General features: G+C 48.5%; 21 protein-coding genes. All 21 read right to left on the bottom strand.

Going from position 1 to position 25,895, the window contains the following annotated elements; translation table 11 throughout:
* Positions 1–166 precede the first annotated feature (166 nt).
* The 21 genes from DWY93_RS09990 to DWY93_RS09890 all read right to left on the bottom strand — a co-directional run bounded on the left by DWY93_RS09990 (position 167) and on the right by DWY93_RS09890 (position 25,631).
* On the bottom strand, positions 167–1,132 hold the full coding sequence (locus DWY93_RS09990; protein ID WP_117470521.1) for an ABC transporter permease: 966 nt from the start codon (positions 1,130–1,132) through the stop codon (positions 167–169).
* Positions 1,122–2,351 (bottom strand): substrate-binding domain-containing protein, encoded by a 1,230-nt coding sequence (locus DWY93_RS09985; RefSeq protein ID WP_117470520.1) that lies wholly within the window; start codon positions 2,349–2,351, stop codon positions 1,122–1,124. Before DWY93_RS09985 ends, DWY93_RS09990 begins: the two co-directional genes overlap by 11 nt.
* Positions 2,351–3,772, bottom strand: a complete 1,422-nt coding sequence (locus tag DWY93_RS09980) for an ATP-binding cassette domain-containing protein (protein ID WP_117470519.1) — start codon at positions 3,770–3,772, stop codon at positions 2,351–2,353. The genes DWY93_RS09985 and DWY93_RS09980 overlap by 1 nt, the downstream gene beginning before the upstream one ends.
* Entirely contained in the window at positions 3,762–4,532 is a 771-nt protein-coding gene (locus DWY93_RS09975; RefSeq protein WP_166462301.1) for a histidine kinase, read from the bottom strand. Before DWY93_RS09975 ends, DWY93_RS09980 begins: the two co-directional genes overlap by 11 nt.
* A gap of 5 nt (positions 4,533–4,537) precedes the next feature.
* Entirely contained in the window at positions 4,538–6,142 is a 1,605-nt protein-coding gene (locus DWY93_RS09970; RefSeq protein ID WP_181968527.1) for a response regulator, read from the bottom strand.
* A 188-nt stretch (positions 6,143–6,330) separates the two neighbouring features.
* Positions 6,331–8,265 carry an alpha-amylase family glycosyl hydrolase gene (locus tag DWY93_RS09965; protein ID WP_117470516.1) on the bottom strand — a complete coding sequence of 645 codons (1,935 nt, stop codon included), beginning with the start codon at positions 8,263–8,265 and terminating at the stop codon, positions 6,331–6,333.
* A 191-nt stretch (positions 8,266–8,456) separates the two neighbouring features.
* A complete protein-coding gene (locus tag DWY93_RS09960; RefSeq protein ID WP_117470515.1) occupies positions 8,457–10,310 on the bottom strand; it encodes an ABC-F family ATP-binding cassette domain-containing protein in 1,854 nt (617 codons plus the stop codon).
* 168 nt (positions 10,311–10,478) lie between these two features.
* Positions 10,479–11,234, bottom strand: a complete 756-nt coding sequence (locus tag DWY93_RS09955; RefSeq protein ID WP_117470514.1) for an exodeoxyribonuclease III — start codon at positions 11,232–11,234, stop codon at positions 10,479–10,481.
* Positions 11,235–11,521: 287 nt separating this feature from the next.
* A complete protein-coding gene (locus DWY93_RS09950) occupies positions 11,522–12,301 on the bottom strand; it encodes an ABC transporter permease (protein WP_117470513.1) in 780 nt (259 codons plus the stop codon).
* A gap of 43 nt (positions 12,302–12,344) precedes the next feature.
* Entirely contained in the window at positions 12,345–13,442 is a 1,098-nt protein-coding gene (locus DWY93_RS09945) for an ABC transporter substrate-binding protein (protein WP_117470512.1), read from the bottom strand.
* A 157-nt stretch (positions 13,443–13,599) separates the two neighbouring features.
* Positions 13,600–14,397, bottom strand: coding sequence for a nucleoside phosphorylase (locus tag DWY93_RS09940; protein WP_117470511.1), 798 nt, complete (start codon positions 14,395–14,397; stop codon positions 13,600–13,602).
* A 63-nt stretch (positions 14,398–14,460) separates the two neighbouring features.
* Entirely contained in the window at positions 14,461–15,243 is a 783-nt protein-coding gene (locus DWY93_RS09935) for an ABC transporter permease (protein ID WP_015552254.1), read from the bottom strand.
* The gene (locus tag DWY93_RS09930; RefSeq protein ID WP_015552253.1) at positions 15,240–15,986 is read right to left on the bottom strand and encodes an ABC transporter ATP-binding protein; all 747 of its coding nucleotides are present in this window, start codon (positions 15,984–15,986) and stop codon (positions 15,240–15,242) included. The genes DWY93_RS09935 and DWY93_RS09930 overlap by 4 nt, the downstream gene beginning before the upstream one ends.
* Before the next feature lie 17 nt (positions 15,987–16,003).
* Positions 16,004–16,741 carry an IclR family transcriptional regulator gene (locus DWY93_RS09925; protein ID WP_117470510.1) on the bottom strand — a complete coding sequence of 246 codons (738 nt, stop codon included), beginning with the start codon at positions 16,739–16,741 and terminating at the stop codon, positions 16,004–16,006.
* 377 nt (positions 16,742–17,118) lie between these two features.
* Positions 17,119–18,069 carry an adenosine deaminase gene (gene add, locus DWY93_RS09920; RefSeq protein ID WP_117470509.1) on the bottom strand — a complete coding sequence of 317 codons (951 nt, stop codon included), beginning with the start codon at positions 18,067–18,069 and terminating at the stop codon, positions 17,119–17,121.
* A gap of 228 nt (positions 18,070–18,297) precedes the next feature.
* Positions 18,298–19,248 carry an ABC transporter permease gene (locus DWY93_RS09915; RefSeq protein ID WP_117470508.1) on the bottom strand — a complete coding sequence of 317 codons (951 nt, stop codon included), beginning with the start codon at positions 19,246–19,248 and terminating at the stop codon, positions 18,298–18,300.
* Between the two features lie 3 nt (positions 19,249–19,251).
* On the bottom strand, positions 19,252–20,298 hold the full coding sequence (locus DWY93_RS09910; RefSeq protein WP_117470507.1) for an ABC transporter permease: 1,047 nt from the start codon (positions 20,296–20,298) through the stop codon (positions 19,252–19,254).
* Positions 20,291–21,847, bottom strand: coding sequence for an ABC transporter ATP-binding protein (locus DWY93_RS09905; RefSeq protein ID WP_117470506.1), 1,557 nt, complete (start codon positions 21,845–21,847; stop codon positions 20,291–20,293). The genes DWY93_RS09910 and DWY93_RS09905 overlap by 8 nt, the downstream gene beginning before the upstream one ends.
* 295 nt (positions 21,848–22,142) lie before the next feature.
* A complete protein-coding gene (locus tag DWY93_RS09900) occupies positions 22,143–23,318 on the bottom strand; it encodes a BMP family ABC transporter substrate-binding protein (protein ID WP_117470505.1) in 1,176 nt (391 codons plus the stop codon).
* A 2-nt stretch (positions 23,319–23,320) separates the two neighbouring features.
* Positions 23,321–24,637: an amidohydrolase gene (locus DWY93_RS09895; protein WP_117470504.1), complete on the bottom strand. Its 1,317-nt coding sequence runs from the start codon at positions 24,635–24,637 to the stop codon at positions 23,321–23,323.
* A gap of 439 nt (positions 24,638–25,076) precedes the next feature.
* On the bottom strand, positions 25,077–25,631 hold the full coding sequence (locus DWY93_RS09890) for a biotin transporter BioY (RefSeq protein WP_117470503.1): 555 nt from the start codon (positions 25,629–25,631) through the stop codon (positions 25,077–25,079).
* Positions 25,632–25,895 lie beyond the last annotated feature (264 nt).

Raw genomic sequence — 25,895 nt, 5'->3', positions numbered from 1 at the left:
CCGGCTTTTTTAGTTGTCTCTATTTTAGACGGGATTTTTTATTTTTGAAATGTGCTGTTTTATTGTTTTTGTGTAATATTTTTATTTTTTATGCAAAAATCCCCTGCGGCTTGTGCATTATTTTTACACTTCGCAGGGGATCACGCTTTTGTTTTTGACTGATTTTTTAATTTTTCTGCTTCTTCTCCTGATTTTTAGGTAAAAACGCAGGCAGTGTCGGTATTACCGAGTACAGGACAACCACACTCGTGATCACATACTGATAATATTGGATGCTTCCTGAAAGCTGCATTCCATTCTCAATCACTGCAATCACCAATATTCCAAGATAAAAATTGCTGATGGGGACTCTCCGCTTCACCTCACTGTTTTTCAGGATCAGGCTGGCGCCTCCGGCAATGCACACAGCAAACATGCCGTCAACCTCCAGACCATTGCCCATGTTTGACACTGCCAGTCCCTGCCTCGAAATCAGTAACAGCGCCGCCACTGCAAAAAAGAAGCTTCCCAGAATGTAGGCACTCAGTTTATATTTCCCCACAGGAATTCCATTCTGGCGCAGGACCTGTTCGTCATATCCCATGGAAAGGATATTTTTTCCAAGTATCGTAAAGCAGAACATTCCCTCCAGAAAAAGAATACTGAGGATCATGATGATGTGCCCTGCAGGCATTGTTGAGCCCTTCATTCCGGAAATGCTCATGATTGGCTCCGGGAAATCTGAATATGTCATTCCCTTTGAAAGCAGGTACGAAATTCCCTGAAACAGTTTCTGGGTGATGAGCGTCACAATAACAGAGGACAGATTAAGCCCCGCTATCAGAAATCCATTTAAAAGTCCACAACAGCATCCCGCCGCCAGTCCTATGAGAATACAAATCGGAACCGGAACATCTGCCGTCAGTAGTTTTCCAATCAGAATTCCCACCAGCGATATCTGGTACCCCAGAGACAGATCGATCTCTCCACCCAGCATGATGATCGCAAGACCTGTGATCATCACGATACGGTACTCATTCTGCATCAAAAAATTATAGAGATTAAACGGAGAAAGGAAGTTTGGATTCAAGACCGTAAAAACTGCGACAAGAATCAATAATATGACCTGTGTACTGTTGCATTTACGACGCATTTTCTTCCTCCCTTACAAATATATCCATGTTCGAAATACCGGTATCATAAAACACAACAATACCATTCGCGTCCGATATCTCATTATATCCTGAATAATAACTGTAACACTGATATACACCTTTTTTCCGTACCAGAAGACTGCGGATGATGTTATCCGACTCCTTACTGATACTGTAATCACCTACAAAACCACGAAATATTCCGTTTCCTTTTGCCGCCTCGGAGACCAGCCTGCGATTTTGCTCTGTATTGTCCACTCCAAATACAGCAATCTTGTCCGCCGAGTAGGACAGATCACCTCTGGAAAGGCATTCTTCCAGACGACTCGCTGCACCTACGGCTGCTTCGCCGCTCGCCGCAACAACAATTCGAATATCCCTGTTCTCGCGGTCTCCCAGAAATGCGTCCATCGCCTGCTGGCCTTGAAGATTTGTCTGGATATTCATATACTTTTCAGCTGTGATCAGCTCAATATCCGGCACATAGTACGGATTCAGGATCGCATCACCATTCTTATCGAGAATCAGCCCCCCTGTCGGCTCTTCCACCGCACACCGGATCCCGTATCCATCGGTATATTCCACCTTTTTTCCATCTTCTCTGTAAAATTTCAGATGTTTCATATCATAATGCCTCAGATATTTCTCACCGATCAGCTGGTATCCCGCCATCGTCATAATATCTGCTTCCGTGGCTGCATTACCAAGCAGGAGAAGTTTTGCAGGTTTTTCTGTCGTCGCATCATTTGTTTTTTTCAGAAAACTCCGGATCAGATTTACAGCGCAAATTCCGCGACCCAGACTGGAATTAACCATTTGGATGTCCGCATGTTCCAGTTTTCCGGAAGAGCTGAACACAACCACCTGCATATTGTCATCATGAACCCGTTCCAGAATTTTATCGTAGGCGGAACTGTCTCCTGTACACTGGATCACAAGAACCGCCGGGTGCATCGCCACATAGTTCTCGATCTGGTTGATCTGCTGGTTCATGTCATTATCGCTGAAGGACACAAGAACCCTGTTTCCGCAGGTTTTCAGCTGTTTTTCCAGTTCCTGAGCAACAGACGCGACAAAACTGTCATCCGCAGATGTCATCGCCAGACAGGCTAATGGTTTCCCATTCTCCCTGTTCCGGCAAATACAGAGCATTACAACGATCAAAAGCAAAAGAAATCCGGGCATGATCCGGATGAAAAATATGTTTTTTTCTTTCATCACTGATCCCTCCCCGGTACTTCATAAAATCTCTTGTTTTCAACTTCCTTAAGCAGCGGTTTTACTTTCTCGTAAGTCATACGTCCGGATTTTCCCTTTTGGGTCATCGTAATATACCCATCAGCAGAATTCGGGCATTCTACAGGTGTGAAAATTCCGAGCAGCAAGGTTCCCTCATATAAAAGTTCCGAAAGGACTGAGAGAACTACCTGTCTGGAATCCTGATCCAACATGTGATAATGCCAGAACAGGATCACATCCGGCTTCTCCAGCTTCAGTCGGAACGCGGCGATTCGAATTCTTTCGCGGATCGTCAGAAATTCGCAGTCCGTCATATCAAAATATCTTTCATCCCTGGCCCAATGCACAAATTCCTGTAACAGGTACTTTTTCAGATGTTTTTTTATGATCCCATGCTGACTTGTCTTATCTGACAGGCCAAAGATCAGATTGTCCTCCGGGCTCATCCACTTTACAAGGTATCCGAAATTGGAGAAATCAATCTGGTGGACATGGACTGTATGCTTTTTTTCTGTTTTCACATCCAATTCTGCTATCAGCTTCTGATTCGGCAGGACTCCGCCAAACATATCTTCCTGATCGATCAGTGCTATAAATTCCCCACGATGCCCGGAAATGTTGAATTTTTGTCCCATGACATGAATCTCTTCATCCCAATTTTTTGACTTTTGTTTCGTGATCGGCATCTTTCCAGCCTCAGAAACCGCACGGGATGGAATTCCTTTTCCCCAGATTTCCTCTTCCCACAAAATCTGTCCATCATTGATCAGGCAAATCCTGTCCATCAATGTTCCAAGCCATCCGGCATCGATTCCGGAAAAAAGGACCGATATGCCCTGTGCCTTTGCCGTTCCCAGAATTCTGTGCATCAGCTCAAAACCGGACATGGAATACTCCAATTCTGATGTTTCCGCCATAATAAGATCCGCGCCTTCCAATTTCGCCTTGATGAGCGCTACTGCGAATTTCTGGACCGCGCTCAACCGGTCCACTGAGATTCCAAGGGATACATCCACTCCATAGAGTTCCAGCTGTTCTCTTATAAAAGAGCGCATCCTGTTGGGAACCAGAAAATGGCTCTGTTTTCCCTTTGCCCGGAACGTAGCGATGTTCTCCCACACCGTCATCTGTCCAATGAGGCCAAAGTTTTTCTTTAAATTGCGCACTTCAATATTGTCCGGTACTTTCTCCCAGCCACACATCGTTCCGCGAATAAATCTGATACCCTGATCCGGGACACAATTTCCCTCAAGGATTTCCAAAAGCAGTGTTTTTCCGGAATGGAATCTTCCAACGACTCCCACCACCTCGCCTTTGTAGATTTTAAAATCCAGCCCCCGGAGCGCAGAATTATTCTTCTCTTCATAAATCGATCGCAGACGGATCAGTTCATTCTTCATCAAACGGCTCCGTTCTCATCGGAAGAAATACCTCGACAAAGGTTCCGATGCCAGAGAAACTTTTTACAGAAAGGCCATATTCCTTTCCAAACAGCAGTTGGATTCTTCTGTTGACATTGTGGAGACCGATTCCGTGTTCCTTTCCCTCTTCCACATGTTCCGCGTGGATTGATGCGTCCAGCTTTTTTAACTGTTCCGGTGACATTCCGGATCCATTATCCGCCACCACAATGCTTAAATTTCCGTCGGTGCAGAACGCCTTCAATGTCACTCTCCCACCTGTCGTGATCTCGTTGAACGCGTGCAGGATCGCATTTTCTACCAGCGGCTGAAGACACAATTTCGGAAGCCGGCAGGCCAGAATCTGCTTTTTTTCTTCCGGCTCGATATCCACATGCATGGTAAATTTGTTCTTGAACCGATACTGTTGGATTGAAATATAGTTTTCCAGATTCTTCAGCTCTTCCTCGAAAGAAACCACCGTTCCCTTTACACTGATATTATAACGGAAAAAGAGTGCAAGCGCCTTTACCGTGTCCGCCAGATCATCCATTCCCTCATTTAACGCCTGTCCGCGGATACATTCCAGCGTGTTATACAGGAAATGGGGGTTGATCTGGTTCTGGAGGTATGTGATATCAGCCTGCTTCTGTGCCAGATCTTTTTCCAGACTCACATTCTGTACCATCATTTCCTGAGCCACACGATTCTTTACAAGACGTTCAAATTTCGATGTTGTGAGGATCATGATCTTATCCATATGCATCACCCATAAATTCTTCGATACTCCGTCGGTTTCAATCCCATTTTCTTTCGGAACAGTTTGCTGAAATAACGTGCATCCGTGAATCCGAGAGAATCCGCAATTTCATTGATATTCATATCACTGTCCGCAAGAAGCTCACAAGCCTTTTTCAGCTTGAACAACGTAACGTATTCTGTGAAATTCTGGCCGGTCTTGCGCGCGAACAGTGTTGAAAAATAGATTGGATTTAAATTTACAACTTTCGCGACGTCCTCAAGTTTTATAGGTTCGTTATAGTGGGACTCCACATAACTGCAAGCCAGTCGAATCGGTTTCAGGTTTTTCTTATCCGCCATTTCTGAACATTCCCTGATTTGTGCGCCGTAGAGTGAAATCAGGCTGTCTCTGTATTCTTCCATAGAATCCGAGTCATCCAACCGGGAATTCGGTGATACTTCTCTGTCTTCCGGTGCTTCCAGACCTGTTTTCTGGAAAAAGCTTTCTTTCCCCTCTTCTGCAATTGCACCGATCTCGTGAACAAATTCCGCAAAATCCTTTGTTGTCTCTACCGCTCTCGGCACAGAGAAGATATCATAGATCGTATTCGCAAACATTTCCTCATCGAGAACATCCCAGGCATGCCGGATCTGCGTTTCCCATTCTTTTTTCTGGGCAGATATATCTGCTCTCCTTAACTGCCCATACCAGATCAGGCGATTTGTCCCAATTCCGAACCGACAGAACATCGTATACCATGCGCTGCGAGCTGCCGCCGGAATCTCTTTCGGGTCATTCATAGAATCTCCAATGCAGACTGTAATGTTCATGCCGTTAAATAAGTCCGCCAGCCCCTGTGCTTCTTCGTACAATCTTTTCAACTCACTCTCTACCTCATCTTCCTGATCAGACGGGTAGTTCAGGAAGATCTTCATGGATCTGGTCCTTGCACGGCATACATATTCAAAACAACAGTGAGACAGTTTCTTCTCTGCAAGATCTTTTAATTTCTCTATGACGGAATTCAACTGTTCATTTCCCTGCTTATCTTTTCGAAGGTCGTCCACACAGATAAACAGAAATCTAAAAATCCCCGGCTCTACTTTCAGCATAAATTCCTGATTTACCATATCGACATTGTCGTAAACCGGCTTCTGTCCGTTCCTGTAGTAAGACACAGTCTTCATAAAATGCTCATGGAGTGACTGGATATAAGCAGAATTATCTTTTTTCTGTTCCCCTTCGCGGATTCCCTTTGCAATCCTCTCCAGAGTCTCGTTTAATTCGTCCTCGTTGAGAGGTTTTAGAAGATAGTCATTGACTTTGTATTTCAACGCATTATAAGCGTATTCAAACTGATGATATCCACTGAGCACGATAAAATTCGTTTTGCATCCGTTTTCATTACACCATCGGATAACCTCCAGACCGTCCATGACCGGCATATGGATATCTGTGATCACAATATCCGGCTTTTCTCTTACGATCACGTTTCTCAGATCTTCTCCATTGGAGACCATACCGATCAATTCGAGCCCAAGATCGTCAAAACGGATCAGACGTTTCAACATCTCGCAGATGTTCTGTTCGTCGTCTGCTATTACAATTCGAATTCTGTCGTTTCTCATAAACATCCCTCGTTATCTATTCGGCAATCTCTTATTTTATGCTTATTTCGTAACTATTCAGTACCTTCATAGTTACGTGCAAAAATCCATTCCAGATCAGCTTCGCTGATGGGATTTTTGCCTTCCAGCCTATGTTTCCTTACGGTCAGCGCAGCAAGTGCGCAGACCTACTGAACAGTTCCCTTATTTCAAATAATTCTGTTCAAGTTCTTTTTCGCGTCCTTCTCCCTATCCGGATCTGCAAAACTCTCAAGAATCACGATCCCACGCGGCGGTACCGCCAGCATCATCTGGTTTTTCGGGACTTCACAGGTTCCATCCGTTGGAAGGTCGGTCACATCCGGATCACCTGTGTTGCAAATCACACGCCACTTTGCTCCTTTCGGGAGATGTGGAAGTCCAAACATATGCGGCTCCCAGTGCATGTTATAGGCTACATAGAAGTTCGCGTCATCACTCCCGTCCGGGCGTTTCGCGTAGGCACCCCAGTAGAGGATCCCGAACTGGCGGCGGAAATTTTCAAACTCCGGCTTCCAGGCGTTTTCCCCGTGATAGGACACATCCGGTCGTCCACAGGACTTATAATCCATGATCCGCGGTTCCCGGTCCATATGGAACATCTTGTGGGCTTTCCGGAAGGCAATGAGGCGTTTCACAAAGTCTACCTGATCCTTGTGGGTCTCCAGAAGCTTCCAGTTTAACCAGGAGACCGCATTGTCCTGACAGTAGGCGTTGTTGTTTCCGTCCTGACTGTTCCCGAACTCGTCGCCCGCCATGAGAAGCGGAACACCCTGACTTAAAAACAGGAGCAGATACGCATTCTTTAAGAGCTGTTTCCTCAGCTCCACGATTTTTTTCTTTCTCGTCGGACCTTCCGCGCCGCAGTTCCAGGAATAGTTGTAGTCGCTTCCGTCCCGGTTCTCCTCGCCGTTTTTTTCGTTGTGCTTCCGGTCATAGGAGACGGTATCCATCAGCGTAAAGCCGTTGGTGTTCGCCATGTAGTCGATCACAGCATACTCCGCCGGGTTTCTGCGGTTCCGGAACTCAAAGGCCGACAACATTCCCTCATCGCCCTTCAGGAACCGGCGCATGTCCTCCATGAACTGCATATTGTATTCCGCGAGATTCTTTTCCTCCACCGATACCGCGCCATCTCCCGGAGTCACATAGCCCTGTTTCGGCCGGCGGTTCATGACCTCATTCCAGTTTTCCGCAAAAAGCTTCGTCCGCTTTAAAAACGGATCCTCCGCTGCCAGAGAAAGATCCGGGAATCCGGTCAGATGGAAACCATCCACATGATACTCTTCCACCCAGTACCGGAGCACGGAAAGGATCTCCCCCGGAAGCTCTTTTCCTGTAAAGTACATCTCCGGGATACACTCGATCCCGGCCTTATGCAATTCTTTGACTAATGTTTTAAACTCACCTTCCGCCGACATTGTCTCACGGGAGGCATACGCCGTCTTCACCGCGTAGAGATAGGACGGACCATATCCCCAGTAATTTAAGTATCCTGTCGGCTCCTGTTTCGCGTTATGGAAGCTGCTTCCGGAGGATGACATCATGATCTCATCGAACTCTGTCACCGGCATCAGCTCCACCGCCGTGATCCCGAGTTCTTTTAAATATGGGATTTTCTCCATGACACCGGCATACGTTCCTCGGGCAGATACCCCGGAGGACGCATGCGCCGTAAATCCCCTGACATGGAGTTTGTAGAGGATCGTTTCTGCATAAGGGGTTTCCGGGTTTACATCATCCTCCCAGTCAAACTCCTCCGACAGTATCCTGCCACGCACCGGTTTTCCGGCACGTTTCCGGTCTGCCCATTTCTCCCGGCCTGTGATGACGCGCGCATTAGGATCTGTCACAATTTTTCCATCTATCATGAAATTATATTCAAATGATGCAAAATCTGTCCGATCCAGCGCCAGCTCCCACACATCTCCCATCCGGTATTTCGGATCAAACGAGATCTCCTCGCATGGCTTTTTCTCTCCTGGCCTGTACAAGAGCAGCCGAACCTCCCCGGCACGTCCCTGTACAAGGATGTGGACGCCGTTCTCTTCCTGCGTGACACCAAGTGGATACAGGATTCTGTTTCTGTTTCGATATTCTGCCATTCTAAAATCCCCCGTTTTCCCCGACATGTTCTATTTACTGATTTCAGCAACGGTTACCTGCGGTCCTGAGTTTCCGATAATCAACATCAGTAAAAATATATTTTTGAACAACTGCCGCTCTGGCCTTTTCCTGCTGCTAGGTCTCGCATAACTGGCACAACAAATACACAAGTCCGCTGACAGTTATCATATTACCTGTTCTTCTGCGCCTCGATCTGCTCCGCCAGATCGTTTAAGTAGACCCAACGATCCATCTTTTCTTCGAGTTGCGCTTCCTTCTCTTCTTTTTCTTTCATAAGCTCATTGAGCTTTGTAAAGTTCGTCGCAGAGGCCTCGATCTCCTTCTCAAGGTTCTCTACTGCCTCTTCCAGAGCGGCGATGTCATCTTCGATGGTATCCCACTCTCTCTGCTCTTTGTAGCTGAATTTCAGTTTTTTCTCCCTTGGCTTCGCGTTCCCGCGGGATGCGCTGTCTGTCTCAGCCGCGTCATTTCCCTTATCCGCAGACTTCTTCGCTGCCGCCGGATTCTCCGCCGCGCTCTCCGCAAGCTTCGCTTCCCGCTCCGCCTTCGCTGCCTGGTAATCCGTAAATCCGCCCTCGTACTGCTGAAGCTTTCCATCTCCCTCGAAGGCGAAAATCCTGCCGACCACGCGGTCCAGGAAATACCGGTCATGGGATACCGTGATGACGATCCCCTGAAAGCTGTCAAGATAGTCTTCCAGGATCATCAGCGTCTGGATATCAAGGTCATTCGTCGGCTCGTCCAGAATCAGGACATTCGGTGCACTCATGAGGATTTTCAAAAGATAAAGGCGTCTTCTCTCGCCGCCGGACAGCTTCTCGATCACGGTATACTGGACAGACGGCGGGAATAAAAACCGCTCCAGCATCTGGGACGCGCTGATGCTGCCGTCCTTTGTCTTTACATACTCCGCAACATTCTTAATATAGTCGATGACCTTGAGGCTCGTGTCCATGTCCTCATTTTCCTGTGAAAAATATCCAAGCTTTACGGTCTGTCCGATCTCGATCGTTCCGGAATCCGGTTTGATCCAGCCGGCGATCATCTTCATCAACGTCGATTTTCCACTTCCGTTGGGACCAATATAGCCGATGCGGTCATCCTTTAAGAAAAAGTAGGTGTAATCCTTTACAAGAACCTTGTCCCCGTAGGATTTGCAGAGATCCGAGATCTCGATGGTGGTACGGCCGAGACGGCTGGAGATGGACTCCATCTCGACTTTTCCGTCCTCCACCGGTCCCTTTTTATCCCGCAGTGCCTCAAACCGCTGAATTCTGCCTTTCTGCTTTGTAGAGCGGGCACGGGCGCCTCTCTGCATCCATGCGAGTTCTGTCCGCAAAATCGACTGACGTTTGCGCTCAGAGGCCTTTTCCATATCCATGCGCTCTGCCTTCAGCTCCAGGAATCCCTCGTAGTTTGCCTGATAGCTGTAAAGCTTTCCGTTATCCAGCTCCACGATCCGGTTCGTCACGCTGTCAAGGAAATACCGGTCATGGGTGATCATAAGGAGTGCGCCCTTGAATTTCTTTAAATAATCTTCCAGCCAGTCCGCCATCTCGCTGTCCAGATGGTTTGTCGGCTCGTCTAAGATCAGAAGCTCCGCCGTCGATAAAAGTACAGATGCCAACGCCGCGCGCTTCTTCTGTCCGCCGGATAAATGCTCCACCTTCTCGTTGAAATCCGGGATTCCGAGGCGGTTTAACATGGATTTTGCCTGACTTTCGATATCCCAGACATGTTCATGTCCCTCATTTTCCCTTAAAACGCTCTCCAGCACCGTCTCGCCCGGATGGAATACCGGGTTCTGAGGGAGATATCGGATATCCAGATTCCGTCCGCGGACGATCCGGCCGGAGTCCGGCTCCTCAAGTCCCGCCACCAGCTTCAATAACGTCGATTTTCCTGTTCCGTTGATTCCGATGAGACCGATTTTGTCACCCTCGTTGATGGAAAAATCGGTATCGTCAAAGAGCAGCCGCTCCGTATATGATTTCGTCAGATGTTCTGCCGTCACTAAATTCATGTTATGTCAACCTACTATCTCTTTCTAAAATTAATATCTGCACCAGGTATGTTCTAGGCACATTGATTTTCTAAATCTGAAAATACGTATTTTTGTGCAGATAACTGCACAAGGCTTTTACCCATATATACAATTTTGCCTTAAGCCGATCACTGCACAAAATCTATTCTACCGGATATCTAATTCCACCGGACAATGATCACTTCCTAATACTTCCGTATGGATCTTCGCGTCCACAAGCCTGTCCTTCAGACTCTCTGAAACGCAGAAGTAGTCGATCCTCCACCCTGCATTCTTCGCTCTTGCCGAGAACCGGTAAGACCACCAGGAGTAGATCCCTTCCTGATCCGGGTAAAAATATCGGAACGTATCAACAAATCCAGCCTCTAAAAGCTCCGTAAATTTCGCTCTTTCCTCATCAGAGAAACCTGCATTCTTCCGGTTCGTCTTCGGATTCTTTAAGTCGATCTCCTGATGTGCCACGTTAAGATCACCGCAGAAAATTACCGGTTTCTTCGTCTCCAGTTCCTTTAAGTACGCCCGGAATGCGTCCTCCCACTGCATCCGGTAATCGAGGCGCTTTAAGCCGTCCTGGGAATTCGGGGTATAGCAGGTGACCACATAGTATTCCGGAAATTCTGCCGTGATCACCCGGCCCTCATGATCATGTTCCTCGATCCCAAGACCGTAGGTCACTGAGACAGGTTCTTCCTTCGTAAACATCGCCGTACCGGAATATCCCTTTTTTTCCGCGTAATTCCAGTACTGGTGATATCCCGGAAGCTCCAGCTCCACCTGCCCTTCCTGCAGCTTACTCTCCTGAATACAGAAAATATCTGCATCCGACTCCTTCAAATATTCTAAAAATCCCTTTCCCAGGCAGGCACGCAGCCCGTTTACATTCCAGGAAATCATTTTTTTCATAGACAACTTCTCCGTTTCTATCGCACTTTTTCAGCCACCGGACTGCTCCGGATTTTCTTCGATAAATGCCGGAACATTCAGAAAATGTGTGGCCCGCATATAGGTTCAGTATAACATTATTCCTAATGTTTTACCATCGAAAAAATAATCCCATATAATATTAAAAGAATGTGCCTTGGCACATTCTCGCGCCTCGCCCGGTCGCTTGTGACAAAATTCCCCGGAATTTCCTGTTACAAAAAACAGGTCCCCACACAGCATACCGCCATATGAGGACCTGTCTATTTTCAGCCTACCACACTCTTATCGATCACTTTCCAGTAAAGCGCCTTCTTCTCGATCAGCTCCGAGATCAGGTAAAGCGCCAAACCGATCACACTTAAAAGAATGACCGCATTCAGGATCATCTTGATATCGTATGTCTCACTGCCCAGCGTAAGCAGATATCCAAGACCTGCTTTCGCTCCGATCATCTCACCGATGACCGCGCCTGTCATCGCCTGCGTTAAGGCAAGCTTAATTCCAGATAACATCATCTCGATCGAATACGGAACTTCGATCTTACAGAAGGTCTGCCATTTGCTGGCCTTTAACACCTTCATCAGATTGTATACATTATCCTCTATGGAGCGGATCGCCGATACCTCATTGATCATGATCGGGAACGATACAACCAGAATAACTAACGCCGCCTTGGATTCGATTCCGAGTCCCATCCAGAGGATGAAAAGCGGTGCCAGAGAGATCTTCGGAGCTGTCTGGATAATGATGACGAACGGCATGATCAGACGCTCAATAAAGCGGATCTTCGCCATAATATAGCCGAGGACCAGTCCGATCACGATACCGATCACCGTTCCCACCAGGATCTCTTCCATTGTAACGCGGATATGTTTCATCACATCACCGCTCACAAACAGCTTTACCATCGAGTTCGCCAGCTCTGCCGGACCGGGAAGCAGGTAGTTCGGTACATGAAAGATCCGGATATACAGTTCCCACACGATCAGAAACAGCGGCAGAAACAGTGCCGGAAGAATGGTTTTTCTATATTTTCTGTAAAACATCTCTCACCTCATAGCTCTTCCCGTCCGAAGCGGGGAAAATTCTTTATTTTGCCGGTGTGTAAAGGAGTTCAGATGCATCGAAGGTCTCGTCGATATTGCCGATCTCCTTGGACTCATCGATCAGTGCCTGCCACTTCTCCGGGTTGGACGCGCCGATTCCGTTCTCCTTCGTGTAATCGCTCTGCCATAAGGTCTTTACGAATACATCGTTTAAGATCTGGACAACAACATCTCTCTTCTCAGCGAAGGTCGGTGCATATTTCTCGATGGACATATCAACAGCTTCCTCAACGTGACCGTCGATGATGTACTCGATCGCCTTGTTTAACGCGCGGCAGAATCCGTCAACAGTCTCCGGATCCTCTGCTACTAACTTGTCGCCTGCAACTAATACGTTGCCGAAGGACGGAAGGAACTGGTCGCATGTGATCTCGCTTGCCGCGTAACCGGAGTTGTTTAACTCGATGGTTCTGAGTTTGGAGAACACGATCGCGTCAACCTGACCCTCTGTGAGTGCTGTCAGAATTGCGCCTGTACCAACGATCTCAACCTGTACATCGTCGATCGTAAGGCCTGCAGACTCCATAGCTGCCTGAAGCTGGAAGTAGTTTGCGCTTCCAAGGCTTGTAACTGCTACTTTTTTGCCCTTTAAGTCAGCCGGTGTGCTGATTCCGGAATCGCTTCCGAAGATGATCGCGCCGAGACCTTCCTGATAGGTTGTATGAACAACTTTAACCGGGATACCCTGTGCCTTTGCCGCTACAACTGCATCTGCGTTCGGGAAACCGAACTCAACATTGCCTGCTGCAACGTTCTTTACGATATCGGCGGCTGCTGCATAATAAAATTCAACATTCAGTCCCTCTTCCGCAAAATATCCGTTCTCCTGCGCAAGGTATAACGGTGCGTAATACGGAACTGCGGAACCATCGATCTGAATGGAAACCGTCTTTAAATCGCCTGTGTCCTTTGCTTCTGCCGCCGTTGTCTCCTCAGCCTTTGTCTCCTCTGCGGCTGTCGTTGCCTCTGCGGTCGTTGCTGCTGCTTCGCTTGCTTTGCTTGCGCTCTCAGAGCTGCATCCTGCGAGCATGGACACTGCCATTGCCGCTGTCAGTACGGTTGCAAGAATTTTTTTCTTCATGGTACTCTCCTTCTCCTTTTTATAAATACATTGGTTCTTTGTCTTACCGGAACTGCATTTCCGGCATCTATAATTTCCCTCGCCATTTTTGGCCGGGTCATTATCTATATTTTATTTGATTGCGGTCAGCGGGCGGGCCCGCAGGCCTTACAATCCGTTACTTTCTGTGCAGATATTCCTTATAAAGCTTTTCTCCCGCGGCAAGAGCCGTTCTGCACATCTCCTTCTGGGCCGGTTCAAAATCCACCAGCCACTGGTCCGTGATCCGGTTGCAGTGTACTGCACAGATACTTCCGGAAAGAACATTGTTTAACGATGCCAGCGTAAAGATCGTCTCCGCCTCCATCTCCATGTTCAGAATGTTCCATTTTTCATACTGTTCCAGAACAGCATTTTCATCATATCCTGTCTCAAACGGCATCTGACGTCCCTGTCCGTGATAGAAGGAACCGACCGACATACAGATTCCCATGGAATATTCGTTCTTTCTCTCCTCACACGCGCGCTTTAAGCAATCCAGCACTTCAAATGAGGCTAATGCCGGATACTCAGACGGAGCGTAGAAGCAGGAAGCACCGCCTTTCCGGACAGCACCCGTGTTCAAGACCATCGCCCCGCACGGTACATCTTCTTTCAGCACGCCGGTCCCGCCGATGCGGATCAGAGCTTTCGCGCCGAGGGCGATCAGCTGGAGCACAGCGATCTCTGTTGATGGACCACCGATTCCAGTCGAGCACACTGTAACTTTGATTCCGTTGTAATATCCGGTTCCAACCACATATTCCCGGTAGTTGCTGACGATCTTATAATCCTCTAAAAGATTCTCGAACATGGCAACGCGCCCCGGATCACCCGGAAGCAGTACGATCTCTCCGATCTCCTCAGCCGTACACTGGATATGCGGCATTTTTCCATTCATCGTCGGTGATGAAGCCGATGTAAAATTCACACTCATTTCCTCCCAAAATCTTTCTCTCATCCAGCACACCGCATTTTGTCAGAAGCGGCGGGCTGAGCACTAATTTTTCGATTCGTGCCAGTACAGGAACTTATCCTCCAGCACACTGATCACCTGATACGTCGCGATTCCCAGAATGATCGTGACGATGATGCCCGCGAGCAGCATCGGGGTGTCATAGGTCGATGACGCGTAAGTCAGGATATATCCGAGACCCTGTTTTCCGGACATCCATTCGGCAACGATCGCACCGATGACTGCCTGAACGATACCGACCTTCAGACTTGCAAACAGCGCCGGTAATGAATACTGCATTTCAACCTGTGAAAACACCTGCCATTTTGACGCTTTTAAGATCTTCATCAGGTTTCTGACATCCGGCGGGATCGATTCCAGACCCAGCATCATTCCCGACAATACCGGGAACAGGACCATGGATATGATCAAAACAACCTTTGATACGAGTCCGATTCCGAACCATACGACGAATAACGGGACAAGTGCGATCTTCGGTGCCGTCTGAAGGAAGATCAGGTACGGCATCAGCATCGTTTTTAAGGCATCGATCTTGATAAACACATATCCCAGAACAATTCCTAAAAAGGCGCCGATCACAAATCCGAGAATGACCTCATAAGTCGTCGTCCAGAGATGTGCGTATACAGTTCCTTTTACAAACATTTTGACAAGGCTGCTCCAGACCTTCGGCGGAGACGGCAGGATGTACGCCGGGACATGCTTTACCGCAACGTAGATCCACCAGAGCGCGATAAACACGCCGACGGAAAGCGCGTATTCCCCGATGGTTCTCAGGAGTCCCTGAAGTTTTCCGTTCTTTTTCATCCGATGATCCCCCTCAGATACTTATTGTATTCCGTGAACTTCGGATCATTTCTCGTTGCCTCTCCCCTTGGACGCGGCAGATCGATCTCCACCATCTCCTTGACTCTTCCCGGTCTCGCAGACATGACGAGAACGCGGTCCGACAGGAAGGTGGCTTCCTCGATGCTGTGGGTAACGAAAATAACCGTCTTTTTCGTCTTCTGCCAGATCTTTAAAAGCTCCTCATTTAAGTGGTCACGGGTCAGGGCATCCAAAGCTCCGAAGGGCTCATCCATCAGAAGTAACGGAGCGTCGTAGGAAAGCGCCCGGACGATGGACACACGCTGTTTCATACCGCCGGAAAGCTCTCTCGGAAGCGCAGTCTTAAACTCCGAAAGCCCTGCAAGTTCCAGGAGCTCGTCAAGTTTCTCTTCATTCTCTTTCGTCTGCTTTTTCTGGATCACTAACGGAAATTCTGCATTCTGTCTCACATTTTTCCACGGGAGAAGAACGGAATCCTGAAATACGAATCCCATCTGCTGGTCTGCCCCGTCGCGATACTCGATCGTACCGGAGGTCGGTTTATCAAGGTTTCCAATGATCCGCAAAAGTGTCGATTTTCCACAGCCGGACGGGCCGATGATAGAAATAAACTCCCCCGGACGGATCTGGAGGTTGATATCCTTCAGTGCGATCGTATCCTCTTTTAGCAGGTTACTGTACACCTTATTTAAGCCCTTTAACTCTACACTATACTCGCTCATAACAAATCTCCTTTTTTCTATCGGATTGCCTCGGAAATTTCTTTCGCACATTTCTTAAGCTGACAGATCCTCTGGAACATTTTTTCCGTATCCCCATCCTTCATGGACGTAAACGCGATCGCAGCCGCCAGCTCTCCGTTTCTGTCAAATACCGGGCACGCTGCGCCGATGATCCCCATCTGTAATTCCTCGTCAATGACCGCATACCCCTGATTATGAATGCGGTCCAGCTCTTCATTCAGCTCCTTCAGATCCGTTTTCGTATTCGGCGTCGTTTTCGTGCGTTTCTCACGATCAAGAATATCCAATGCCTCGCTCCGGTTCATGTAAGCCATAAAAACACGGCCAGCCGACGTGGAATAGAACGGGATCTCATGTCCGATCTTAACCATATACATATTGGAATCGCCGCGTTCGCTGCATGCCACATTCATCACTGCTCCATGCTCCATGATGCAGAGGACCACATTCCGGTCGATCTTTTCCGCCAGTCTCCGCATAGGCATCTGTGCCGCCTGCGTCAGCGCACTTCCCTTTACGACCCCGGTAGCGATTGCGCAGATCTTATATCCAAGACGATATTTTTTCGTATGTTCGTCCTGAACGACAAAATGATTTCCCTTTAAGCTTGAAAGGATCCTGTGAGTGGAGCTTGCCGGGATCCCAAGCTGCTCCGCTAGATCCGTCACCGACATTCCATTCATATTTTGGCTCAGTATTTCCAGGGCATTCAATGCCCGGTCGATCAATTGCATAGTCTCCTCCAATTTCTGTAATGTGCGCAGCCACAGGATCCGTGGCTGGCTTATGTCAATGAGTTATCGTTTCTATGCTATTCCGCGTATCGGAATACTGTTCCGTTTATCGAAATATTACAATTTCATTTTAGCATTATCCAATCTTCAATGCAAAGCTTTTGCTACATCGAGCCGGAGTTTTGGCATATGCTACAATTCCCCTATTTTTTTTCGTATAATTTCACGGAAACATGTTCCAGCCAGCGGAAAATCAGGTTTTTGTCATTCCGCGGCATGGAAAAAGGAGGCAATACTCTGCCCCCTTACATTCACACGTTTCCTTCTTATGATTCTTTGATGCCGGATTGCTATATGCTTTTCGCTCCGATATCCTGTTATTTTAAAAAACGTGCTTCCCACGCGTATTCCTGCATCTTCTCGATCTCCTCGTCGGTGAAACCAAGTTCCTCCTTCAGCACTTCCTTCTCTTTCTGAAGTGTAGTTCTCGAACAGGTGCGGTTGTCGGAATTTACGGTTACATGGACACCTGCCTCAAGAAGCTTGTGGATCGGGTGCATGTTGATCGCCGGAACTACTTTTGTGTGATAATTGCTGGTAACGCAGACCTCGAGGGTCACATTCTCGTCGATAAGTCTCTTGATCAGTTCCGGATCATCGATGGCTGCAATACCGTGTCCGATCCGCTTTGTTCCGAAGGAAAGCGCTGTCTTCATGCTGTCCGGACCAGCCGCCTCCCCGGCATGGAGCGTCATCGGAACGCCGTACTCACGGACTTTCGCAAATACCGGGGCGAAATTCTCAGTCGGGAACAGGCCTTCCGCGCCTGCGATGTCCACCGCGCAGACCACATCCCCAAGATATTTCTTCGCAGTTTCTACCGTCTGCATGTTCAGCTCCTCATTATCCGCTCCACGCATACAGCAGAGAATCAGACCCACACGAATCTGTGGATACATCTTCATGCCGCGTTCTGCTCCGCGGATGGCTGCCTCGACGACCTCATCCTGAGTTAGTCCGTCTTTGATGGAAAACTGCGGTGCAAATCGAAGCTCCGCATACTCCACGCCCTCTTTCGCAAGATCCTCCACCAGCTCAAAGGTCACACGCTCGATGGCATCTGCCTTCTGTAAGACGAGTAACGGAAGATCGAAACGTTCCAAATATTCTTCCAGAGTCTTACAGTCCTCCGGGACTTCCATCATATATTTTACTTCCTCCGCACTCTTTGCCGGAAGCTCCACGCCCTGCTCTTTTGCAAGCTCCCAGACGGTCTCCGGGCGGAGCGATCCGTCCAGATGTAAGTGAAGTTCTACGATATGGCTCATATCTGACAATATTCTCCCTTCTAAACTATTCAGTGTCTTCTATATTGTGTCTTCTATGTTGTGTTTTCGTACAGTCAGCACAATCGCTGCACAGATCTTCTAATTTACTACAAAGCAGCCCCTATGTCAGGAGCTGCTTGCATCAATTCTTTCCGACCGCACTCTGCTGCCGTTTTTTATCTCAGTCGAGAAGCCTCCCACCTCTTTAGGTGGTGAGTAATAGCAAATTTATTTCCCGGCCGCCGCCTTCATCTGTTTTTTCTTCTTATTGTGCTCCACCATCGCGCAGTAAACCGTATACGCGATAATAATGATCAGATACGGCATCATCTGGATAAACTGCAGCGGGATCGAAGAGTTCTGGAGATAGTTCGCAAGACTCTGGCAGAATCCGAATAACAGAGATGCCAGCATGCCGATCACGGCATTTCCCGCCGCGATGGCCTGAGTTGCCAGAGCGATGTAACCACGCCCCGCTGTCATACCGGAGGAGAAGAGTCCCACATATCCCATGGACAGGAACGCGCCAGCCATACCGGTCATCATTCCGCTTAAGCAGAGGGCGATGTACTTGATCCTCTTTACCGGAATTCCGACGGATTCCGCCGCATCCGGGGACTCACCGACGGCACGGATATGCATGCCGAGTCTTGTATACTTAAACATGTACCACACAACTGCCACCAGGATCAGCGCCGCGTAGGTCAGCACATGATGGCCGGAAAGCACCGTGCCGATCACCGGGATATCCTTGACGACCGGGATCGTCACACTCGGGAGCTTTAAGGACGACAGGGATGTGGACGCACCCTTTTCGCCTGTGATCAGGTACAGGACAAAGATCGTTCCGCCGGAGGCGAAGGTGTTTAACGCGATACCCGAGATGACCGCGTTGGAGTTTAATTTCAGGATAAAGTAGGCGAGGATGTTGCTGACGATAAAGCCTGCAAGCACCGCGCCCAAAAATCCGATCCAGGCGCTCTGGGAGAACGCACTGACAACAACGCCCACAAAGGCGGAGATCAGCATCGTTCCCTCAAGGGCGATGTTGCTGGTTCCGGATCTCGAGGAGATCATAGCCCCCAGTGTCGTTAAAAGCACCGGTGTCGCGCTTCGAAACATTGCGAAATAGAACTCCGGGAGACTCAATGTTTTTAAAATTTCCTGTAAGATTCCCATCTGTTACGCCTCCCCTTTCAGTGCTTTTTTCGCTTCCTCGCGCTGTTTCCAGCCTGCCATGAACCGCTCGGCCGTCACAAACAGGATCAGAACCGCCTGGATGATGGATACCAGCTCGTTCTGGACATCGGAACGTCTGGACATCAGGTCCGCGCCGACACGGATGTATGCCAGGAAAAATGCCGCGAACGGTACCATCTTCGGATTATTGCCGGACAGGATCGCGATAATAACACCATCCCAAGCGTAGGACGGAGAATCCTGCCAGTTAAAACGCTGGTACATTCCCATCTGCTCGACTGCACCGCCAAGCCCCGCAACGGCACCCGCAATGACCTGGGTCATGATGATGACACGGCTGGTACGGATTCCGGAATACTTCGCGAACTCCGGGTTGCTTCCTGAGATGCGGACCTCATAACCAAACTTCGTCTTGTATACAAGAATATATAACAGGATCACTGCCACAATGGCAATCAGATATCCCACATGGAAGTTCGTTCCGGAGATCAGCTTTCCGAGGGAAGCTGTCGCCTGGTATTTCTTAGACGCGAAGGTTCCCGCCTCACGGTCAGCAAGGAACTTCGTCACGTTGTAGATCCCAAGGTAAAAGAACACATAGTTGAACATTAAGGAAGTTACCAGCTCATTCGTGTGGAAATACACCTTTAAGAGCGCCGGGATACTTCCGATCAGCCCACCCACAGCCGCAGCCGCGATCATGATCACGATCGGGTGTACTGCGAACGGCAGGGATGTCTTGATGGCGAGGGCCGCTGTCACGACAGCGCCCGTGTAGAGACATGCGTCCGCGATCATGGAGAAGTTTCCGGACTTGAATACAAGTCCCAGAGCAAGTCCCGTAAAGATCAACGGCACGCTGCTGGCAAACACTTCAAAAAAGTGACGTTTGGACTGCAGCGGTCCTAAAAACAGGTTATAGATCGCAGTCACCGGCTCCTCACTGACTGCGAAGATCACCGCCACCGACAAGGCGATGGCAATGGCAAACGCGCAGAGAAGTCTTACGATCGTAAATTTTTTATTCACAGTAAGCACCTCCGATCTGCTCCTTGGAATCTTCTTTTACCCCCAGCATATAAAGACCGAGCTCATTCTCTGACGTATTCTTCACATCGGAGATATGTCCGACGATGCGGCCCTCATGCATGACAAGGATCGTATCACTTAAGGAAAGGATCTCGCTTAAGTCCGCGGATACAAGTAAGATTGCTTTCTTTCTGCTTCTCATGTCCACGATCTTCTTCCTGATAAACTCGATGGCGCCGACATCAATACCCCTGGTCGGCTGGTTCATGATCAGAAGATCCGGTTCATAATCGAACTCACGTCCCACAACGACTTTCTGGACGTTACCGCCGGAGAGCTCCGCGATGGACTGCTTGGAGTTATCGAATTTTACAAGGAACTCTTTTAAGATCCGGTTTGTAAATTCACTGATCTTTTTGCTGTCCAGGAGTCCGTGGGTCTTTAATTTGTCGGTATAGTAGACCTTGGAGATCGCGTTGTCCTCCAGGGAAAGCTTCGGAGCCGTGCCGAATTTCATACGGTCCTCGGAAACGTGGGAGATTCCCGCTTCCTGGCGTGCGAGCACCGGGGCGTTGGAGATGTCCTTTCCATTCATTGTAATCGTTCCCTGCTGCTGTTTTAAGGTTCCGACGATGGCCTCGACAAGCTCCGACTGGCCGTTTCCGTCGATTCCGGCGATTCCTAATATCTGACCTTCTCTGATAGAGAAGGAGACATGATCCAGTCTCGTCTTTCCGAACTGGTCCACATAGACCATATCTTTCACAGAGAATACGGTCTTTCCCGGCTCCATCTCTTCCTTTTCAATGTCCAGGCTGACATCACGGCCTACCATCAGGCGGGAGATCTCATGCTCGTCGAGATCCGAGATCTCGTAGGTTCCCATGGTCTTTCCATCCCGGAGGATCGTCATGCGGTTGCAGAGTGCCTTAACTTCGTTTAATTTGTGGGAGATAAAGATGATCGTGTGGCCATTTTCTCTTAAAAGCTTTAACTGTTCAAATAATTCTTCTGTTTCCTGTGGTGTCAGCACGGCTGTCGGCTCGTCCAGGATCAGAATATGGGCACCCCGGTAGAGTGCCTTTAAGATCTCAAGCTTCTGACGCATGGCAAGAGAAATGTCCTCGACCTTTTCCTTTGCCTCTACTTTCAGATTATATTTGTCGGAAAGCTCCGTGGTGATCCGCACCGCCTCTTTCCGGTCTACTTTAAATGCAGTTCCTGTCTCCGCGCCGAGAATCAGGTTCTCCGCAACGGTCATGGACGGAACCTGCATGAAATGCTGGTGTACCATGCCGAGTCCGGCCGCGATCGCATCGCTGGATGATGAGAAGTGTACCTCTTTTCCATCCACGAAGATCTGGCCTTCTGTCGGTGCCAGCATGCCAAACAGCATCTTCATTAAGGTGGATTTTCCCGCGCCGTTTTCACCGACGAGGGCATGGATCTCACCCTTTTTGATCTGCAGATTGACATTATGGTTTGCCACAACGCCGCCCGGATAGACTTTTGTGATGTTCCGGGCCTCTAAAATGATCTCCTGCTCCATTGTTTCCTCCAAGTAAGGCATCTTTGTCTGCCTGTGAAAGTGGTTCCTGTTCGTAACTGCCTGAATCGCAAATATATTGCAAATGCGGGCATTGGACTGCGCCCGCGTAAATGTAAAAATCTCCTGCGATTCGCGGAGCCGTGATACGGCGTCCTGCCCAGCCCCAGATGTTCCGGGAACCGGGCAAAAACATCATATCACGGTTTTCTCCGCATGAATACAGGAGATAAATGCTCGCTGCCCCGACATGCCTCTTCTTGTTTTCATTGACATGAAAACAAGAAGCTATGGGCGTTTACTGAGCTCCGTTGATGATTCCCTTCAGAGTTGCCTCATCCATACCATAAGCGGAATCAACGGTAACCTCGCCTGCGAGCAGCTTCTCTTTTGCATCCTCAACGGCTTTCTTTGCATCCTCAGATACTGCAGACTGATAAATATCGTTGTCAGCAAGGCCTACAACGTCGTCCTCGATACCAAGGATCTGGTACTCACCATACGGAAGTGTTCCATCAACTGCCTTCTCAACTGCATTGTAGATGCTGTCGCCAACGCCCTTGATCGCGGAAGAGATGATGAAGTTTGCTTCATCCTTGCCCTCGTAAGCAAGTGCCTGGTCGGAGTCAACACCAATGCAGTACTTCTTACTTTCTGCAGCTGCCTCGATAACACCTACGGATGCCGGACCTGCTGCTACGAATACAACGTCAGCGCCGTTGGAGTACTGAGTGATTGCAAGCTCTTTTGCTGTTGCGGAGTCAACATAGGAACCAACATAGGAAACAAGTACCTTCACATCCGGATCTACGAACTGAGCACCCTCAATGAAGCCTACTGCAGAGTCGTTGATAACGGCTGCTGTATCCTTTGCGCCTACAAAACCGATGACGTTTTCCTCGTTTGCGTATTCCATATCGGACTTTGTCGCACTTGCTGCAAGAACGCCTGCAAGGAATGCGCCCTCGTTCTGCTTGTAGCTCATGGAGTATACGTTGCTTAAATCACCAAGTGTGTAGTCAACATCTGTATCGAAGATGATGAACTTCTTCTCCGGGAACTCCTGAGCAACCTTCTCTGTGATCTCCTTCATATCCCAGAGACCTGTAATGATAAGGTCTGCATCGGACTCACAAGCGTCTAACATGGAACCTTCGAACTTTGTCTTGTCGCTGCCCATCTCGACCATGTTTACTTCAACCTTGTCACCAAGCTCGGCCTCAAGCTTTTCCATACCGGCCTGTGCGGAGTCGTTGAATGCCTTATCGCCGAAGGAACCGGTAACAAGAAGTGTTACTTTTAACTTCTCGCCGTTTGTCTCAGCCTTTGCTGCCTCTGCAGTTGTCTCAGCAGCTGCTGCGGTTGTCTCGCCTGCTGCTGCGGTTGTCTCGGTCTTGCTCTCGCTTGCGCATCCAAACAGCATGGAAGCTGTCATCGCCATTGCAAGTGTGCTGCATAAGAATTTCTTTTTCATAATTAGTTGTTCTCCTTTTCGTAAAAAGTTGATTTATTCAAACTATCCAGAGTTTCCAGATAATTTTTCTTGTTCATCACCGGCTTGAACGCCTCTTTGATCTTCCACGCGGACGCACCGCCGTCGGATAAGAGATCTGCCACGGTATCTGCAAAATAATGAGCCGGGACACAGTATGCCTGCTCCGGATCCGCCGTCTTAAAATCTTTTCCGTGGATGCTGCCCTCAAATCCGGCAACACCGATCTCAACGATCGGCCACATAAGGGATAAGTCTCCCATATCTCCGGAAGCGAAGCCGTGGGTTCCCTGGGCGATCATGCTCTCGTCGATATAATCTAAAATGTGTTTCTTCACAAGCTCTGTCAAGTTCTCGTCCTGATGGAGCGGGAAATATCCCGGTGTATCCTGGATCTCAAGATCACAGTTGATCGCAAGTGCTCCGGCGCGGATCGCGCGGGTCACTTTCGCGTTTGTCTCAAAGATCGCCGGAACTGTCTTCGCCCGGACATACATCTCAAGCTGTGTTCTTCCCGGAACCGTATTGACGGATTGACCACCTTCCGGCACATAGAAATGGACGCGGATCGCGTCATCTGCTCGGAAAGTCTCTCTCAGGAAGTTGATCCCTGTCATGGCAAGGTTTACCGCGTTGAGCGCGTTTACGCCGCCTTCCGGGTTCGCTCCTGCGTGGGACGCCTTTCCTGTAAAGATTGCCCGCTTCATGATAAAGCCGTTTAAGCTGGAACCGATCTCCGCATGATACTTTGTCATATCGATCCCCATAGCGTGGCAGGATAACATGATGTCCACATCATCAAAAATGCCTGTGGCGATCATCTCCTGCTTGCCTGACGGGTGGGAGATCTTTCCTTCCTTAATAAGCCCCTTCCGGTAATCCATATCGCAGAACTCCTCCGCCGGCGTCACGAGAAGTGTGACCTTTCCGCAGAGATCCTTTAACATACCGGATTCCCTGATGGCTAAAAATAAGCTCATCATAACGCCCAGCTGACCGTAGTGGCCGCAGGTATGAGCCGCGCAGCTGTCCTCACTGGCGTACGGATGTCCGAAGGTCGGAACCGCGTCGAATTCCGTGATCAGGCCGATATTCGGCCCCGGCTTTCCGGAATCTAAGACTGCCCGGATTCCCGTGTACGCGACATCTTCATGCGGAATCCCCGCCTTGTCGAGTGCCTCGATCGCCTTTTTTCTTGTTCTGAACTCCTTAAATCCAAGCTCCGGATGACAGTAAATATCTTCGCTCATTGCGATGATCTCCGGCAGGATCTGATCTAATGCTTCATGAACTGATTTCATGGTGTTTCCTCCTTCACTATATCTGTGCGGGCTGGATGCAGAGCCTTTCACGGCAGTCTGCCTGAAATTCCTTAGAAGTCCCCATTACACAAAAAAGGTCTGCAAATGCAGACTTTTTTACGGGTTACTCAGGCAACTAATGAGTCAGTATAGTGCAGAAAATATCATAACGAGTTTTATGGACAAATGTCAAGATTTTTCTATGATTTTTTGACAGTTTTTAGAGGCATTCCGCTCATCAGAATGTATATTATTTATGCTTATAAATAATTGTTTGATACACTAATAAATATCTGCACACCTCCCGCCCGCAATGGTTTCTGTATCCATTTCATAAAATTAAAATTCACAGCAGACCGTCTTTTCTTTACGGCTTTTGCTGTGAATTTAAATTAGGATGTATAAGTTTTTATGAAATACCTGATTAACGTTGTCCAACTTACATAAATCTGGAAACCGCCTTGCGGATCTGCGGACCTGCGATGATCGCAATGATGATCTTCGCTGTGTCGCCCGGAAGATACGGGATAACGCCGATGCCGAGAGCTGCCACGAAGCTCATTCCGAGCTGTCCCGCAAGCCATGCGGTTCCGAAGATATAGCAGATCGCCATTCCGATGATCATTCCGACTACATGCATGTAGATCTTTGCCGGAAACTTCTCAACGAAGAAGCCTGCGATCGCTGCCAGAAAGATAAATCCGATCAGGTAGCCGCCGGTCGGTCCGAGAAGCTTACCGACACCGCCACTAAATCCGGAGAATACCGGAAGTCCTACTGTTCCTAAGAGCAGGTATAATACATAGCTCGCTACGGAAAGCTTCATTCCGAGAATATACGCCATAAAGAAGATGACAAGGTTTGTCAGGCTGATCGGTACCGGGCTGATCGGAATCGGAAGTGCCATCGGTGCCAGGATACAGGTAATCGCTGTCATAAGTGCTGTCACCGTCATCTGCGCGGTGGACATGTGTTTTGCTGTTGTCTTTTCCATCTTTGTGTTCCTCCCAACATCCATCATTTCTGCCGCCGGATCTTAAATTCTATCGTTCTTAAATTCTACATTCCGGTACGCATATCACAAAATGGAATTGTTCTGATCGATTCTTTTCCTATCATACGCAGATTCCGTGCATTTGTCAACCCGTTTTTATTATTTGGTTTACATTTTTCCCCTTTTCTTTTTTGCCTATAATCTTCCTATGTGCCATTTACCCGCCCAGGAAAACGTGCTATACTCTATGTACTTGTCCTCCCA

It is taken from the genome of Clostridium sp. AF28-12 (genome assembly GCF_003435225.1).
GTDB lineage: Bacteria > Bacillota > Clostridia > Lachnospirales > Lachnospiraceae > Pilosibacter > Pilosibacter fragilis.
This window is presented reverse-complemented; position numbering and strand designations above follow the sequence as displayed.

What these genes read in the sequence shown, in the direction of transcription:
- DWY93_RS09915 (WP_117470508.1), bottom strand. Translation starts at nt 19,248, where the DNA reads ATGGGAATCTTACAGGAAATTTTAAAAACATTGAGTCTCCCGGAGTTC.
- DWY93_RS09925 (WP_117470510.1), bottom strand. Translation starts at nt 16,741, where the DNA reads ATGCAATTGATCGACCGGGCATTGAATGCCCTGGAAATACTGAGCCAA.
- DWY93_RS09980 (WP_117470519.1), bottom strand. Translation starts at nt 3,772, where the DNA reads ATGAAGAATGAACTGATCCGTCTGCGATCGATTTATGAAGAGAAGAAT.
- DWY93_RS09895 (WP_117470504.1), bottom strand. Translation starts at nt 24,637, where the DNA reads ATGAAATCAGTTCATGAAGCATTAGATCAGATCCTGCCGGAGATCATC.
- DWY93_RS09975 (WP_166462301.1), bottom strand. Translation starts at nt 4,532, where the DNA reads ATGGATAAGATCATGATCCTCACAACATCGAAATTTGAACGTCTTGTA.
- DWY93_RS09945 (WP_117470512.1), bottom strand. Translation starts at nt 13,442, where the DNA reads ATGAAGAAAAAAATTCTTGCAACCGTACTGACAGCGGCAATGGCAGTG.
- DWY93_RS09950 (WP_117470513.1), bottom strand. Translation starts at nt 12,301, where the DNA reads ATGTTTTACAGAAAATATAGAAAAACCATTCTTCCGGCACTGTTTCTG.
- DWY93_RS09900 (WP_117470505.1), bottom strand. Translation starts at nt 23,318, where the DNA reads ATGAAAAAGAAATTCTTATGCAGCACACTTGCAATGGCGATGACAGCT.
- DWY93_RS09970 (WP_181968527.1), bottom strand. Translation starts at nt 6,142, where the DNA reads ATGAGAAACGACAGAATTCGAATTGTAATAGCAGACGACGAACAGAAC.
- DWY93_RS09985 (WP_117470520.1), bottom strand. Translation starts at nt 2,351, where the DNA reads ATGAAAGAAAAAAACATATTTTTCATCCGGATCATGCCCGGATTTCTT.
- DWY93_RS09965 (WP_117470516.1), bottom strand. Translation starts at nt 8,265, where the DNA reads ATGGCAGAATATCGAAACAGAAACAGAATCCTGTATCCACTTGGTGTC.
- DWY93_RS09940 (WP_117470511.1), bottom strand. Translation starts at nt 14,397, where the DNA reads ATGAGTGTGAATTTTACATCGGCTTCATCACCGACGATGAATGGAAAA.
- add (WP_117470509.1), bottom strand. Translation starts at nt 18,069, where the DNA reads ATGAGCCATATCGTAGAACTTCACTTACATCTGGACGGATCGCTCCGC.
- DWY93_RS09990 (WP_117470521.1), bottom strand. Translation starts at nt 1,132, where the DNA reads ATGCGTCGTAAATGCAACAGTACACAGGTCATATTATTGATTCTTGTC.
- DWY93_RS09960 (WP_117470515.1), bottom strand. Translation starts at nt 10,310, where the DNA reads ATGAATTTAGTGACGGCAGAACATCTGACGAAATCATATACGGAGCGG.
- DWY93_RS09935 (WP_015552254.1), bottom strand. Translation starts at nt 15,243, where the DNA reads ATGAAAAAGAACGGAAAACTTCAGGGACTCCTGAGAACCATCGGGGAA.
- DWY93_RS09890 (WP_117470503.1), bottom strand. Translation starts at nt 25,631, where the DNA reads ATGGAAAAGACAACAGCAAAACACATGTCCACCGCGCAGATGACGGTG.
- DWY93_RS09955 (WP_117470514.1), bottom strand. Translation starts at nt 11,234, where the DNA reads ATGAAAAAAATGATTTCCTGGAATGTAAACGGGCTGCGTGCCTGCCTG.
- DWY93_RS09905 (WP_117470506.1), bottom strand. Translation starts at nt 21,847, where the DNA reads ATGGAGCAGGAGATCATTTTAGAGGCCCGGAACATCACAAAAGTCTAT.
- DWY93_RS09930 (WP_015552253.1), bottom strand. Translation starts at nt 15,986, where the DNA reads ATGAGCGAGTATAGTGTAGAGTTAAAGGGCTTAAATAAGGTGTACAGT.